The sequence below is a fragment of the Mongoliibacter sp. genome (assembly GCF_007692705.1).
Taxonomy (GTDB): domain Bacteria; phylum Bacteroidota; class Bacteroidia; order Cytophagales; family Cyclobacteriaceae; genus Mongoliibacter.
In genome coordinates, this window is record NZ_REBN01000137.1 from 17,098 (window position 1) to 32,267 (window position 15,170).

At 39.2% G+C, this 15,170-nt stretch carries 15 protein-coding genes; 10 read left to right on the forward strand and 5 right to left on the reverse strand.

The features are described 5' to 3' along the window. Window positions 1–65: 65 nt before the first annotated feature. Together EA341_RS07630 and EA341_RS07635 are read right to left on the reverse strand one after the other, a co-directional pair. Window positions 66–1,019 (reverse strand): lytic transglycosylase domain-containing protein, encoded by a 954-nt coding sequence (locus EA341_RS07630; protein ID WP_293012728.1) that lies wholly within the window; start codon window positions 1,017–1,019, stop codon window positions 66–68. A 2-nt stretch (window positions 1,020–1,021) separates the two neighbouring features. Beyond that, window positions 1,022–1,756 carry a TIGR00730 family Rossman fold protein gene (locus EA341_RS07635; protein ID WP_293012729.1) on the reverse strand — a complete coding sequence of 245 codons (735 nt, stop codon included), beginning with the start codon at window positions 1,754–1,756 and terminating at the stop codon, window positions 1,022–1,024. Between the two features lie 195 nt (window positions 1,757–1,951). Here EA341_RS07635 and EA341_RS07640 point away from each other — a divergent pair, with 195 nt between their 5' ends. The 4 genes from EA341_RS07640 to EA341_RS07655 are packed head-to-tail and all read left to right on the forward strand — an operon-like array spanning window position 1,952 to window position 4,090. After that, window positions 1,952–2,563 (forward strand): YkgJ family cysteine cluster protein, encoded by a 612-nt coding sequence (locus EA341_RS07640; protein ID WP_293012730.1) that lies wholly within the window; start codon window positions 1,952–1,954, stop codon window positions 2,561–2,563. 54 nt (window positions 2,564–2,617) lie between these two features. After that, on the forward strand, window positions 2,618–2,968 hold the full coding sequence (locus tag EA341_RS07645; RefSeq protein WP_293012731.1) for a phage holin family protein: 351 nt from the start codon (window positions 2,618–2,620) through the stop codon (window positions 2,966–2,968). Next, window positions 2,965–3,333 (forward strand): hypothetical protein, encoded by a 369-nt coding sequence (locus tag EA341_RS07650; protein WP_293012732.1) that lies wholly within the window; start codon window positions 2,965–2,967, stop codon window positions 3,331–3,333. The genes EA341_RS07645 and EA341_RS07650 overlap by 4 nt, the downstream gene beginning before the upstream one ends. Beyond that, the gene (locus EA341_RS07655; RefSeq protein WP_293012733.1) at window positions 3,326–4,090 is read left to right on the forward strand and encodes a geranylgeranylglyceryl/heptaprenylglyceryl phosphate synthase; all 765 of its coding nucleotides are present in this window, start codon (window positions 3,326–3,328) and stop codon (window positions 4,088–4,090) included. The genes EA341_RS07650 and EA341_RS07655 overlap by 8 nt, the downstream gene beginning before the upstream one ends. A 579-nt stretch (window positions 4,091–4,669) precedes the next feature. On the opposite strand, the gene pheS is transcribed toward EA341_RS07655, so the two are convergent. After that, window positions 4,670–5,698: a phenylalanine--tRNA ligase subunit alpha gene (gene pheS / locus EA341_RS07660; RefSeq protein ID WP_293012734.1), complete on the reverse strand. Its 1,029-nt coding sequence runs from the start codon at window positions 5,696–5,698 to the stop codon at window positions 4,670–4,672. Window positions 5,699–5,827: 129 nt separating this feature from the next. On the opposite strand from pheS, the gene EA341_RS07665 reads away from it, so the two are divergent. Further along, window positions 5,828–6,394, forward strand: a complete 567-nt coding sequence (locus tag EA341_RS07665; protein ID WP_293012735.1) for a fasciclin domain-containing protein — start codon at window positions 5,828–5,830, stop codon at window positions 6,392–6,394. A 39-nt stretch (window positions 6,395–6,433) separates the two neighbouring features. Here EA341_RS07665 and EA341_RS07670 read toward each other — a convergent pair whose 3' ends face one another. Further along, window positions 6,434–7,150 carry a lysoplasmalogenase gene (locus EA341_RS07670; RefSeq protein ID WP_293012736.1) on the reverse strand — a complete coding sequence of 239 codons (717 nt, stop codon included), beginning with the start codon at window positions 7,148–7,150 and terminating at the stop codon, window positions 6,434–6,436. Between the two features lie 362 nt (window positions 7,151–7,512). Here EA341_RS07670 and EA341_RS07675 point away from each other — a divergent pair, with 362 nt between their 5' ends. Continuing rightward, window positions 7,513–10,827: a TonB-dependent receptor gene (locus tag EA341_RS07675; protein ID WP_293012737.1), complete on the forward strand. Its 3,315-nt coding sequence runs from the start codon at window positions 7,513–7,515 to the stop codon at window positions 10,825–10,827. A gap of 118 nt (window positions 10,828–10,945) precedes the next feature. Here EA341_RS07675 and ytxJ read toward each other — a convergent pair whose 3' ends face one another. Continuing rightward, window positions 10,946–11,284, reverse strand: a complete 339-nt coding sequence (gene ytxJ / locus EA341_RS07680) for a bacillithiol system redox-active protein YtxJ (protein WP_293012738.1) — start codon at window positions 11,282–11,284, stop codon at window positions 10,946–10,948. A gap of 106 nt (window positions 11,285–11,390) precedes the next feature. Here ytxJ and EA341_RS07685 point away from each other — a divergent pair, with 106 nt between their 5' ends. The 4 genes from EA341_RS07685 to EA341_RS07700 all read left to right on the forward strand — a co-directional run bounded on the left by EA341_RS07685 (window position 11,391) and on the right by EA341_RS07700 (window position 14,787). Further along, the gene (locus tag EA341_RS07685; RefSeq protein ID WP_293012739.1) at window positions 11,391–12,788 is read left to right on the forward strand and encodes a DUF4403 family protein; all 1,398 of its coding nucleotides are present in this window, start codon (window positions 11,391–11,393) and stop codon (window positions 12,786–12,788) included. Between the two features lie 291 nt (window positions 12,789–13,079). Next, entirely contained in the window at window positions 13,080–13,382 is a 303-nt protein-coding gene (locus EA341_RS07690; protein ID WP_293012740.1) for a hypothetical protein, read from the forward strand. After that, window positions 13,337–13,963 (forward strand): nucleotidyl transferase AbiEii/AbiGii toxin family protein, encoded by a 627-nt coding sequence (locus EA341_RS07695; RefSeq protein ID WP_293012741.1) that lies wholly within the window; start codon window positions 13,337–13,339, stop codon window positions 13,961–13,963. The genes EA341_RS07690 and EA341_RS07695 overlap by 46 nt, the downstream gene beginning before the upstream one ends. 62 nt (window positions 13,964–14,025) lie before the next feature. Further along, complete coding sequence (locus EA341_RS07700) at window positions 14,026–14,787, forward strand: SDR family NAD(P)-dependent oxidoreductase (RefSeq protein ID WP_293012742.1); 762 nt, start codon at window positions 14,026–14,028, stop codon at window positions 14,785–14,787. Window positions 14,788–15,170: the final 383 nt, after the last annotated feature.

Here is a 15,170-nt window from a genome sequence, read left to right on the forward strand (position 1 = left end):
TTCCTCATGCCAGTAAATTAGGAAGCAGTAAGTTATAAATTTTAACCGAATTGTTTAGACACAAATTAGAAATTAGAAACTGGCAATTGAATACTATAAGATTTCCCTTTTTTCACTTTGAGCTTGGATGATCTCAACCATGGGTTATGGAGCTTTAATTCTTTATAGTTGCTGTTGTGTTTTATAGCCCATGCAGCAAGGTTGTCAATATCACTATCAACCAAAAGATTTCTGAAAACCGGAGCCTGATACAGCTCGCTTTCCCGAAGTTCAAAACCATATTTTACCGGGTTTTCAAAAATCTCTTTAAATGCCAGAATCCGAAATAAATACCTACTCGTTTCATCATTGAGCAAAAGGTCGTAATAATTGGCCTGTCTTTGCTCCTGAAGTCTTTTTCCAAATCCTGTAATACCCATATTGTAGCTGGCAGCCACAGCAGTCCAATTTCCGAATTTGGCAAAGGCTGACTTAAGGTATTTGCAGGTGGCTACCGTGGATTTTTCCAAATGGTAACGCTCATCAACTTCGTCGCTGACTTCCAGGTCATACTCCTTTGCAGTAGCAGGCATAAACTGCCAAAAACCTCTGGCACCAGCCGGGCTTACTACGTTCATCAAGCCCGATTCAGCCATAGCCAAATATTTGAAATCATCCGGAATTCCTTGTTGCTTAAGAATTTTTTCAATGGAAGGTAGGAACTTGTTGGCCCGCTTCATCAAAAGTATCATATTGGATTGCCAGTAGGCATTGACATAAATCTCCCTTTCGAAGCGCTCTTTGATATCAGGTTGATCCAAAGGCACATTTTCATCAGCAAAGGTGATCTGCTTGGGAATGTCAAAGATGCGAACTTTAGGCTCCGGAATACTAAAAGTCATCACCTCTCCAGAACTGGATTCCATCGTGATTTCCTTAGTGTACAAATCATCATTAGAATCCTTCTGATTTTCAAAAAACCATAAAAGAAATAATAGCCCTATGAGCCCATAAAGGAGAAAGAGGTGAATTCTATGCAAAATCAATAGTTTGGAGTTAATAAATATTTCCCATAGAAGTCATCAATAACTTTTACAGCTTCTGTGGCATCATCTACTAATATGAATAGGTCAAGATCCTCAGAATTGATATAATTGTATTGTTCAAGCAGGGTACTTTTGATCCAATCCATAAGGCCAGACCAATATTCCTTTCCTACAAGCACTATAGGAAACCTTCCGATTTTGATGGTCTGAATCAGGGTCATGGCTTCAAAGAGTTCATCCAAAGTGCCGAATCCCCCTGGTAACACTACAAATCCCTGCGAATATTTCGTGAACATTACTTTTCGGACGAAGAAATAATCGAACATGATCATTTTATCCGGATCTATATAAATATTCCCTTTGGCTTCAAAGGGCAACTTGATACAAAGACCCACAGAACGTCCGTTTTCTGAAGCGGCTCCTTTATTGGCCGCCTCCATGATACCAGGTCCACCTCCTGTAATTACTCCATAGCCGTGTCTGACCAGTTTGGCTGAAAGGTCTTCTGCAACTTTATAATGTGGGTGATCAGAAGGTGTTCTGGCAGAACCGAAAACCGATACACATGGCCCGATTTTAGAAAGTTTTTCAAAACCTTCTACAAATTCCGAAATCACCTTAAAAATTACCCAGGAATCCGTACTCTTGATCTCATTCCAGTCCCTTTCCTTGAAGGCCTTACGGATTTTTTCCTCCCTTTTTTCGTCAAAATTATTGGACATTTTACTCATGCTGATTCCTTATTTTCTTGGTTAGTCAAAGGCTCAAAAATTAAATTTAAGCCCGTAAAGATAGAACTTATACGAAATTTTATAAAAGAGGGGCGTACATTTCTGAATTGAGTGATATAAATCGACTCACCGAACCCCTTGCTATTGTGTAGATGGAAAACTCTAGGTACTTTCGCAGGCTTTTAATTGAAATCTATGAACCTAAGGGAAAAGTCGCAGGAAGTCAGGACTTTGTTTACCGAACTTGACCTCGAAATCAAGGCGTTTTTGGACGCCAGCCAATTGGGTTGTATACCCGGTTGTGGAAAATGTTGTGCCAATCCCAAAGTAAGTGCATCTGTACTGGAATTTTTACCATTGGCTTTTGATCTTTATGATAAAGGTAAAGCCGAAGAAGCATTGATTTTACTTGAAAAGACAAGCGAAGAGGAATTCTGTATAGTGTACAAAAGTTTTTCCGTCGATGGCTCCTCTGGTTTTTGTTCAGATTACCAGAATAGGGGATTGATTTGCCGCTTATTTGGGTCAGCTACCCGAACCAACAGGAATGGCAAAAAAGAAATAATCACCTGTAAAAATATAAAGACGATTAAAGAGGTTCAATACCAAGATGCTGCAATCGCAGTCAATGAAGGCATGCCTATCCCCTCAAATGCTGACACATATAGGAAATTGAATAATATTGACACAAGGCTTGCAGAAGATCAGAAACCTATCAACCTTGCCATTAAAGAGGCTTTGGAGCGTGTCATGACGTATATGTTCTACACAGAAAATCAGGAACCGGAGTCAACCGAAAGTTTTTGATGCCAGCTTTTTGCTGTATATTGGAAACTTAATTGCCACCAAATAAAGTTTTTTATGATTAATGTTTCTGAAATAATACAGACAATCAAGCAGCTTATAGAAGTGAGACTGGAGCTGATCAAAGATGAGATCAGTGATAGGATATCTGCCATCATGACCAAAATTGTAATTTTGGTAACTATGGTTGTGGCAACCTTGCTCATGTTGTTGTTTGCAAGTATTTCTCTGGCTTTTTATCTAAGTGAATTACTTTACTCTACCTACAAGGGATTCCTTTACGTGGCCTTCATTTACTTATTACTCTTTTTGTTGCTCCTCTTCATTAAGGATGCAAAAGGACTTCTGAACGGAATTAGAGGCTTTGTTTTAGGCTTTATTTTTGGAAGAAAAAGGAAGAAGCAATGAAGGAGGATTTAAAAAAGAAGGCCGAAGAACTGGAACAGACTTTAGGTATGCAGCTCAGCCTTGCAAAAAAAGAATCCGAAGACTGGGTGAAAGCTGGTGCTGGAGTGTTGGTGGGAGGATTAGTAGCTTTCTCTGTATTCAGGATTTTATCAGGTAAAAAAAATAAGAAAACTGAAAATGTCCTCAAGGTTTTAGAAAGAGAGGGCCTCTTGGACGATGAACTCGAGAAAAAACTAACACAAAAACAAAGCTCAGGATTTATAAGTAGGATGGGCGCTTTATTGCTTCCTGTTTTGATCAATTATGGGAAACAGCAGTTTTTAGATCAAATGGCCAAAAAGGAAAATTCTGAAACAGATGAGTAGCCTCATCAGCGAAAAAATATCGGACTTTTTCCAATCTGGTAAAAAGGGCCTGATATGGCTGATTGATCCGGATGATTTTCAATCAGAGGATGATTTTCACGAAAAACTTAAAAGAGCTGTCATTGCAAAAGTTGATTTTTACTTTTTAGGAGGAAGTTTACTTCAGAGAAACAGTATATCAGAAATCATACGTTTGATCAAATCTGTTGATGAGGTAACCCCGGTTATTCTTTTCCCTGGAAGTGCTATCCAATTTTCGCATGAGGCAGATGGAATTTTATTTATGTCTTTGATTTCCGGAAGAAATCCGGATTTGTTGATTGGGCAGCATGTGAGTATAGCACCAGAATTAGCCCGTAGTAAAGTGGAGGTTTTGCCTACAGGTTATTTGCTAGTAGATGGAGGAGAAAAAACTTCGGTACACTATATTAGTCAGACGATTCCTTTGCCCAATCATCATCCTGAGCTGTCAGTCGCAACTGCACTTGCTGGTAAATTTTTAGGATTGAAATACTTTTACATTGATGCTGGAAGTGGCGCTCCATTCCCCGTTTCTGCCAAAATTATTAAAAGTGTAAAAAAAGCCATTGAGTCCCCTTTGATAGTTGGAGGAGGTTTAGACAGCTTGGACAAGATCAAAACTGCCTATCAGGCCGGTGCTGATTTGGTAGTATTGGGTAACTCCTTGGTAAAGAATATGGACTTGCTTGAAGAAGTGGCCTCATTTTTAGATACTATACGTTTTAGGGTCAATTAAAGTAGTAAGCCACAAAAACATAAGGTCACTAAGGCACAAAGGATTCACAACTCAGGCCACAAAGTCACCAAGACACAAAGGATTCACCAAGTTATCTCTGCCTTGGTTGGTGTCGCCACTAACCGACATTTAAATGTTCTACTCCTCGGTTAGTGTCCCCACTAACCGAAATTTAAATGTTGGAAAAGATGTCTCATTACATTCGACATGACAAGGTGGGGCTTTTGTATCTCTTTATCTTCTGCGCAATCCCGATGCTCGGGACAGGTTCTGCGGTATCAGCGGGATCATATTGTCCCGCAGATCCCACTGATTTTCGCAGAACTTGACCCCACAATCTGGAAATTTCAATATTACAAGGGCTAATTTTCTAAAATTGCAGCTCATGTACTAAGTTCAAATATCCATCAATATCCAAATATCAAGAAATATCATTTCCCACTTTTTACATAAAAAACTAAGACTCCACGCTTAAATCATAGACCTCAGCCTCGGTTAGTGTCCCACTAACCGAAACTTAAAAAGCTCTTCGTGATATTCTTAGTGCCCTCGTGACTTCGTGGCAATTAAATACCATCGTTATACCATAGACCTAAATTGCTTCAGGAACCTTACATCATTTTCTGTAAACAACCTAAGATCTTTGATCTGGTATTTGAGCATGGCAATCCTTTCTATACCCATTCCAAATGCAAATCCAGTATATCTTGTAGAATCTATTCCACAGTTTTCCAGCACATTGGGATCCACCATACCGGAACCACCGATTTCTACCCATCCTGTTCCTTTACATACATTGCAGCCTTTGCCTCCACAGAGCTGACAAGATATATCAATCTCCGCACTGGGTTCGGTAAAAGGGAAAAAAGAGGGCCTGAACCTGACCTTTGTTTCTTTGCCGAACATCTCCTTTGCAAAGTGATAAAGGGTATTTTTCAAGTCTGAAAAACCTACGTTTTCATCCACGTATAAACCTTCTACTTGGTGAAATATGCAATGCGCCCGCGCAGAAATGGCCTCATTCCTGTAAACACGGCCCGGAGATAAGGTCCTGATCGGTGGCTTTTGGTTTTCCATCACCCTCACCTGTACTGATGAAGTATGTGTACGCAAGGCGATATCAGGATTTTTTTCAATAAAAAATGTATCCTGCATTTCCCTTGCTGGATGGTTTTCCGGGAAATTAAGTGCTGTAAAATTATGCCAGTCATCTTCAATTTCAGGACCATCAGACAGGTTGAAGCCAATTCTCTCAAAAATCTCAATGATCCGCTGACGGGTAGCAGTCAGGGGGTGAATGCCACCAGCAGCAATATTGCTAGGAGGTAAAGTGAGATCCAGATCTGTGGATTTAGACTTTGAAGAAGAGCTGTTGACCTTTTCAATCAGCTCCTGAAACTTTGCCTCAGCCAATTGTTTGACTTCATTGATTGTTTGTCCATATTCCTTTTTTTGCTCATTAGGAATCTCCCTCATGCCTGCAAAGAGCTCACCTACTACAGATTTCTTACTGATATATTTCATTCGGTATGCCTCAAGTTCATCGGCATTATTGGCCTCAGCTGCTGCTATTGATGATTTGATGGCTTCGATTTTCTCCTGATGCATTTGTTGTTATTTTTTACAGAATCACAAATCTAAAACAATTGGTCATAAATACATTTTTTTGACCTTCCAAAATCCAAACAGTACCAGATACCCGTAAATCCTGCCATAACATTTAAACCAATATTATTTATGAAAATCATGAGATTGTTTCAAGTAGCCATTTTGGCGATGTTCGTGTTAAGCACATTTACAGCTTTCGGACAAAAAGAAAAAACTGTAGAAGTAGGTGGTGCAGCGATGTATCCTTCCAAAAACATTGTTGAAAATGCTGTGAATTCTAAAGACCACACTACTCTGGTGGCAGCAGTTCAGGCAGCTGGATTGGTAGAGACCTTACAGTCTGACGGACCGTTTACAGTTTTTGCACCAACCAATGCTGCTTTTGAAAAATTGCCGGCAGGTACTGTAGAGACTTTGGTAAAGCCAGAAAACAAAAACACTTTGACAAATATCCTTACCTACCACGTGGTAGCTGGGAAAATGGGTTCTAAAGAGATTGCTGAGGCTATCAAAAAAGGCAATGGTAAAGCAACTTTGAAAACTGTAAGTGGTGGTGAATTAACTGCCTGGATGAAAGGGAAAGACCTTTACATTTCAGATGAGAGCGGAAATCAGTCAAAGGTCACTATTAGTGATGTTTTCCAGTCTAATGGTGTGATTCACGTAATTGATACAGTAGTATTGCCAAAAGGTTAATAAGATTTTAAAACTTCAAAACTTAGACCTGCTTTAATTTTATGGCAGGTCTTTTTGTTTTTTGGCTGTTTTGTATTCTTGTCCGTGCGCCATCAAGCCCCTTATAATAAGAAATTGGGCAAAAATATATGTTCCCATAACCAAGACCCCGGATTCAGGAAAGGGCTGATAAAACATATTCAAAGCCAATATTCCATCTGAAATCAAAAAGAATATCCCCCCCAAGAACACCTGCCAAAAACTAACTGCATTGGTTTTCCCAAACCTCTCTCTTGCAACAGTCACCATCAACACTATTACAATGAGGTAGATAATAACTGGAATTTTCATAGTACCAAGTCCAGGATTGATCAGAAAAAAAACAAAAGCTGCTACAAAATAAATGGGGAGATTATAAAGGAAAAGCTTGATGAAATTCACCTTTCCTATGGCAAAAGGATTGATCTGTGCGATTTTAAAAGCAAATATGTAACATAAATGAGCCATTAAGAAAGCGCCTAACCCATAGAGAAATAGATTAGGGAATAACAACAATATATCTCCAGCCCAAGAAAAAAGCAATGCAGCACTTATGGCATTCCTCAAAATTGTCCCCCTTATGGCTGTAGAGGAAGTAATAAAGTAGCCCCATAAGGAAATGATAATGAAAGGTTTTGAAAAATACCTCAGATCAGCCTCACCATTCGCAACAAAAAGAATATCCATTATACTGACTAATAAAAAAACGTACAACAGTAATATATTTCTTTTTTTCATAGAGGCATTGTGATTTGTTGCTAAATATAGGGAGATAATACCCTATAACTTCCGATTTTTACACAAAGTTCGCTGTTAACATTTGCATAAAGATTTCTTAACATTATTTTTCGGTCACAGAAATTAAATTCGATTTTCATCTAAAAATAACGGAATTAAACCGATTGCAACGGCTAAAATGAAGGATAAGTGAAATTTCCTTCTATTTCCAATGTTAAGAAATTGTTAAGTAATGTTGTGAATAAATGTTAAAACTTAACAATTACTAAAATAAAAACTTGGATAAGACTTCTACATTTGTAACCGGAAAACAAAAAGTAAAACCTAAACTAAATTTCAATTTTCCACAAAAAACAAAAATTATGAGGCAATCATTACTTAAAAGTCTTTTTGCAGTGTTGATGCTGGTTTTTGCGGCCGGTACAGCATATTCGCAAGGGGTTACGACTGCAAACATGCAGGGGGTTGTTACGGATACATCCGGTGAAACACTTCCTGGTGCTAACATTGTGGCGGTTCATACACCGTCAGGAACAAGGTACGGGGCAGTATCCAACGTGGATGGTCGCTTCGTTCTACCTAATATCAGGGTAGGTGGACCCTACTCAGTTACAGTGACTTTCGTGGGTTTTGAAGACAGGGTGTTTGATAACATCAACCTATCCTTAGGTCAAAACTATAACATCAACGCAGTATTGTCTGACGGGATGGAATTGGAAGTAATAGAAGTGATCAATACCAAAGGTGGTATCCTTGATGCTGACCGTACCGGTGCTGCGCTTAACCTTGGAGGTGATAGAATCAACTCTCTTCCAACTGTTACAAGAAGTGTTAGTGACTTTACCAGGTTGACACCTCAGTCCAATGGTAATGCATTTGCAGGTACTTCTTCCAGGTTCAATAACTTTACCATTGACGGTAACATCTACAACAACAACTTCGGACTAGGTGCCGGACAGTTCGCAGGTGGAAATCCTGTTTCTGTGGATGCAATTGAGGAAATTCAAGTAAACCTTGCCCCTTATGATGTAAGACAAGGTGGATTTACCGGTGCTGGTGTTAACGCAATTACCAGATCTGGTGACAACACTTTCAAAGGATCTGCTTATTATTTCTTAAGAAATGATCAGATGCAAGGAACCAAAATCGGTGAGAATTTTATTCCTCAGAATGACGCTAGAAATGAAATTATGGGCTTTAGATTGGGTGGACCAATCATTAAAGACAAACTTTTCTTCTTCGTCAATTACGAAACTGAAACTGAATTAAGGCCTTCAATTTTGAGAAGAGCAGCCAGAGATGGTGAAACTCCTGACGGTCAATTTATTTCCAGAGTGCCACTTTCTGAAGCTAATTTTGTAAGAGACCGACTGCAAAGCGTATATGGATATGATGCAGGAGCTCCTGATTCATATCCTTTCAATTCTGAGCAAACCAGATTGAACGTGAGATTGGATTACAACATCAATCAAAATAACAAATTGACTGTAAGGTATAATGATTACAGTGCTTTCACAGATGTTCCTACTAACGGTAACTCAATTAGGTATATCCAAACTAGGTATTTCAACACCAACAGAACAGGTGTAGAAGGTATCAACTTCAGAAATGCCAATTATACCAATGATAGAAGAGTTCAATCTATTGTAGCGGAATTAAACAGTAGAATAGGTTCTAATATGTCCAACCAATTGAATATTGGATATACTTCTGTTACGGATCCTAGAAGAGGTATCCCTGGTGGTCAGAACTTCCCGTTTGTAGAAGTACTTGAACCGGATGAGTCTGGTAACTTGCTTTATTATATGTCTATGGGTAACGAATTGTTTACTGTAGGTAACCTATTGGAAAACAACATCCTTAACATTACCAATAACTTCTCTCTCTTCAAAGGTAAGCACACGTATACATTCGGTGGTAACTTTGAATACATGACATTTGACAATGCGTTCAACCCAACTTTCAATGGTTTCTACAGATACATTGGGTATGACAACTTCGTAGAAGGTGTAATCAATAGAAATCCAAATGTATATCCAGATGCTTTTGCTAAAGGTTTCGCTTTGGATGGATCTACTACTCCTCCAACAGATGCTACCAGATTTGGGCAGTTAGGTTTTTATGTACAGGATGAATACCAAGTTAATTCCAGGTTGAAAGTAACAGGTGGTTTGAGAGTTGATCTTCCTTTCTATCCGATCGATATTCCTCAAAACGAATTGTTGAATGATCTAAATAAAACTTTCACTGATCCTAATGGAAATACCTTCACTCCTGATGTTTCTGTATTCCCTAAAATTAATCCATTGTTCTCTCCAAGAGTTGGTGTAAACTGGGATGTTAACGGAGACAGGTCTACTGTCATCAGAGGTGGTACAGGTGTATTCTCCGGACGTATTCCTTTCGTATGGTTGTCTAACCAAGTGAATGGATCCGGTGTTGTAAGAGGTGGTTATGGCCTTGAAGGGCAAGAAGTAGTAGATGCTGGAATCATTTTCAACCCAGATGTAACTGCTTATAATCCTGAAAACCCAGGCCAAACCCTTTCCAATGAATTGAACTTGACTGATAGAAACTTCAGGTTACCTCAGGTTTGGAGAACCAACTTGGGTGTTGACAAATTGTTGCCTTTTGGTATCGTAGGTGCATTTGACTTTATCTATTCTAGAGATGTTACTACTCCTATAGCAAATAACTTGATTTTAAGAGATCCTGATGGAACATTGAACGGGCCAGACCAAAGACCTTATTGGGGTCCAAGAAATATTGTCACAGGCCAAAGACCTGACGGAACTGATATCACCAGAAATACCGGTTATTCAGGAGATAATGATTTTGCCAACGCATTCTTGTTAACCAATGCCAATAGAAGAGCTGATTACGTTTCTGCTACTGTAAGTTTGGAAAAAACCTTCCAAGGTGGACTTTATACAAGTGTAGCTTATACCCTATCAAGAGCACGTGACCTAGATGCAGCAGGTGGTTCTCAGGCGATTTCACTTTGGCCATCAATTGTGCAGACGGACAGAAACAATCCTGAATTAGGTTTTGCCGGACACGATCAGCCGCAGAGATTGATTGCTAACTTGGCTTATACTACCAAGAATACTACTATCTCCTTATTCTACGAAGGTGGTAATGCAGGAAGATGGAGCTATACTTATGCCGGTAACTTCGGGGATGCTTCAAACAGATTGCTTTATGTTCCAAATAGTGCTTCTGAGTTGAACTTCGAGGAATTTACATTGAACGACGTGGTATATACACCACAACTTCAGGCTCAGCTATTTGATGCTTTCATCGATCAAGATGCAGTATTGAGTCAGAACAGAGGTTCTGTTTTGGACAGAAATGCTGGACTTAGACCATGGGTACATACTTTTGATTTGAGCTTTATCCAAAGGGTATTTGTTACAAGAGACGACAAAAACAGGTTGGAATTCAGACTTGACTTCATGAATGTTGGTAATCTTTTAAACTCTGAGTGGGGTGTTCCTCAAATCGAGTGGCAAAGAAATCCTCTTAACTTTAGAGGAAGAAATGCCAATAATGAGCCAGTTTATAGAATTACAACCAACCCAGGTACAACTGAAATCATCAATGATACTTTCAGACTTTCAAACAGCATTGCGAATGTTTGGAGAATGCAAGTTGGTGTGAGATATTCATTTAACTAATTCTTATAACATACAAATTGAAAAAGCCGGATTCACATCCGGCTTTTTTTATGCAAAAACACCTGATGGCTTCTAAACTATCAGGTGTTTTTTTTATTGAACATATTTACTTGTTTCTTCAGGTTGCTTGATCCATGATCTCCTGATAGTTAATCCCCATATGGCTATTTTCATAAGTAGCTTTCCCTTCCTTGATAAGGATTACCTGAGGAGACTGGTGATAAACCCCAAACTGATCTGCGATTTTATTCGATATTTCTCTGAAACTGATCAAATCCAGGTAATAAGGTGTAACTTTTTCAGAATCTTCTGTTTTCCAATTTCTGCTTAGCCTGTTAAGTGCCATACTGCTGATTGAACAACTTGTTGAATGCTTAAAAATCATCACGGGCCTATCTTGACTTTCCTTGATGATTTCATCCAATTGAGTGAGGTTTTCCAGTTTATTCCAATTCATCTCTAAATAATTCTTAATATGAGTAAGGGATTAATAAATTTGGCCTGAAAATAGTTCCTCTATTAAGCAGTCTATAAGGAAAAATATCCAAAGCCAAATACCAAATATGAATTTCACCCAAAGATTACTCTATATCTTAATCCTCGTTTCTTTCTTTTCCTGTAGATCTATCCGCCCGGACAGGGTTCCTGTGGCTGAACCACAGCCTGAACTACCTACAGCCATTTCACGAATCAACGTGCCAATAGTGATACCAATATCATTTTTGGAAGAAAACCTGAATAAGGATTGGAGCAGCAAGTTATTTGCTGATAAAGGAATTGAATTAGGCTCTGGTCTTTTTGCAGACTTGGATGTCACCCGCACTGGAAAAATCAATATTCGGGCTGTTGAAAACAACACCCTCAAGGTAAAAGTACCCATGAAGGCCATTGGAGATTTGAAAATTGAGAAGCGGGTTTTTGGACAAAACCTCTCTACCAATTTCCCATTCAATGAGAACCTTTCCCCCGAAATCAGTTTTAAACCTGAAATTGGCAATAACTGGGATCTAAACGTCAAAAATATACAAATTGATAACTGGGGCAGGTCCTTGAGTTACAACTTACTGGGTTTTGAAATAAACCTGGAGCCTTTGATCAAAAATCAATTACAACGGGTAATTGATAATCAGTTTTCCGCTGCGGACCTGACCCAGTTTGATTTTAAAAACATGGCTCAATCGACTTGGGATGCTTTTTCTGAACCTTACACCATACAAGAAGGTGGGATTACGGCCCATTTTTATTCCGTTCCGGAAAGGGTCAAAGTGAAGGAAGAGTTTACCTTGGACCAAAACCTGGTATTGTATTTAGGGATAGAGGGGGAGATGTTTTCCAAACTGGGTGAAAAGCCAATAGTACCCAAAAAGCCCCTTCCGAATATCAGTAAGAACGAGGATACCGAAAACCTGATTGACCTGACACTTCCGTTACGCATTACTTATGAAGAGTTGGATAATTACCTCAATCAAGTTTTTCAAGGACAGCAAATCCGAACCAATAGGACCACTGTTTTGAGACCTTCAAATCTCAAAACTTCCCAATACGGAGACAAAACATTGTTGAGCATGGATTTTTTGGCCATAAGAGAAGGGAAGAAAGACGTCAGTGGTAAAATGTATTTTGCAGGGAAACCCCGTTATGATGAAGAAAGTCAAGCCCTTGTTTTTGATGAACCTAAATTTGATGTGGATACGGGTGACTTCTTCACAAACTTGGGAATAAGGATGAGAAAAGGGAAAGTGCAACGACAGATCAAAAAGATGGCAGTATTATCCATTGGAGATATGATGGAAACAGCCAAAGAGGAATTGCAGCGGCAGGGAAATATAACCACTGATTTTGCGGATTTCAATGTCATTCAGCCTACATTGGAGATTGAAGGAATTTATCCCAGTAAAGAAGCAATTACTATACATATTCATGCGAAAGGGAAAGTTGGAGTAAACCTGAAGAAGTTTTAATTGAAGAAGCGAGAGACGAGAGGCAAGAAACAAGAAACAAGAGCCAAGAATCAATGCCTGCCCCGTATCGGGGAGACAAGATTGGCTCGAAATCAGTGGAAAGGTAGTATTATCGAATAGTCTCGTAAATTGCCCTTCGTAATTCGTATTTTATTCATATACAAGACATAATACTTATGATAAAAAGACGGGTTTGAATAGATTTGAAAGGTATAATAATCGGAAGGCCGCGTAAATCGTCCTTCGTAAATCGTAAATTTAAAAATGCTGTTTCAAAATAATATCAATTAAATGGGAAATAAAGCAAAACCGGTGTTTGAAAAAAGGATTTTTTGGGATGTTGATTTCGAAAACCTGGACTATGATGCCAAGGCTAAGTTTGTCATTGAGCGGGTATTTGAGCGTGGAGATGTACCGGATATCAGAAATTGCAGAAGGTATTATGGAGATGAAAAAATTTCAGAGGTACTCTTGAACGCCAAGTTTCTTCCTGTGATGACCATGTATTTGGCCGCAGCTGTGATTGATAAACCTATTACTGAATTCAGATGCTACAAATTGAGACAGTCGAACCCGGAACTTTTTCCCTATTAAAGAAGCTACAGGCTATCCCCGAATTACAAGAATTTAGCTTAGTAGGTGGAACCGCTTTGGCTTTAATTTACGGCCATAGAATATCTGTTGATTTAGACCTTTTTTCATGCACTCCTATTCAACATGATGAATTGGTTGAACGTCTCCAAAATACATTCGGTGATATATTTCTAATGGAACAAAAACCCCCCAAGTTTGCTCTTTTTGCATACATTGATAATATTAAAGTAGATTTTGTAAATCATCCATTTCCCCTAATCCGCCCCATTGAAGTGCTTGATGGAATAAGGTTTTTTTCTACTGAAGATATCATCGCCATGAAGGTCCAGGCTATTTTGGGAAGGGCCAAAAAGAAGGACTTTTGGGACATTGCAGAATTGCTCCAACATTATTCAGTGGAGGACTTTATCATGTTTCATCAGCAAAAGTATCAGCGACAAAACCTTCTTATTTCTGTTCCGCAGGCTCTGATTTATTTTGAGGAAGCTGAGGAAGGTGAAGATCCAGTCAGCCTCAAAGGGCAAAGTTGGAAAAAGGTGAAAAAGTTTATTCAGAAAAAAGTAAGGGAATATCTTCATTAAAAGGCTATCTCGGCTTACGGTATAGGTTAGATTATTCTGCTTGAGGAACAAATCCATTATTCATGAAACTCAAAGACAAAGTTTTTATCATTACAGGGGCCACATCCGGCATGGGAAGGGCTATTGCGCTGAAGTTTGCCCAAGAAGGGGCAAAATTGATTTTAAGTGGAAGGAATGAGGAAAGTGGCATGTTCCTCCTAAATGAAATCAAAGGTTTGGGAACTGAAGCTTTTTTTCTTCCAGGTGATGTGGCCGAGGAGTCCTACAATCAGGATTTGGTCAAAACTGCCTTAGAGAAATATGGGAGAATTGATGGGCTCTCGGTCAATGCAGGTACCCTGGGTTTGGGTGCAATTACCGACCTGCCTTCAGCATCTTGGCAGCGGACCTTTGCCGTAAATGTTGATGCTGCTTTCTACCTGTTGAAGGCAGCCTTACCGGAATTGAAAAAAAGCCTGACCGGCAACGTATTGATCAATGCCTCCATTGCGGCTTTTAAAAATTTCCCCAATCATCCGGCTTATTGCGCATCCAAGGCAGCCCTTGTGGCATTATCCAAGCAGGCAGCTGTGGATTACGCTCCTGAGGTCAGGGTAAATTGCATTTGCCCGGGGCCTGTGGATACTCCCTTTATCCATGCCTCAGCGGTTGCATTTCCGGATCCAGCCAAAGCTGTAGAGGATGCAGGGAAAAATACCCCATTGAAAAGACTTGGTCTTCCAGATGATGTGGCTAAGCTTGCACTGTTTCTAGCTTCTGAAGATGCCTCTTGGATTACAGGGGCAGTTTATACTATTGATGGTGGCGCAATGGTCAAAAGCTAGGATAAAACTTAGTTTTGGTTGTCTTTGGCTTTCTTTAAGATAGTTTTCTAATGAACCACATAGGTAATAAAAGGAAACAAAAGAAGAGTCTTTTCTTTTGTGTCTCCTTTGGGACTTTTCTCGTTTTTCAGGACAGGTAGTGGTTAAAATTTTTCCTTTGACTTGCTTAGAAGAATAATTGCAGTCTTAAGATCAGGCACTGATTTTTAAATCACGGATGAAATAATCAAAAGACTTTGTCTCCAACTTCCTTTGCGCTTCTTTGCGCCTTCGCTCTCTCCCGATTCTCGGGACAAGCTTTGCGAGAAAATCTCTGTGGACTCTGTGACTCCTATGTTGAAAAACAAGCTAATGAGCTAAAATTTCACATAATTATTCCAATC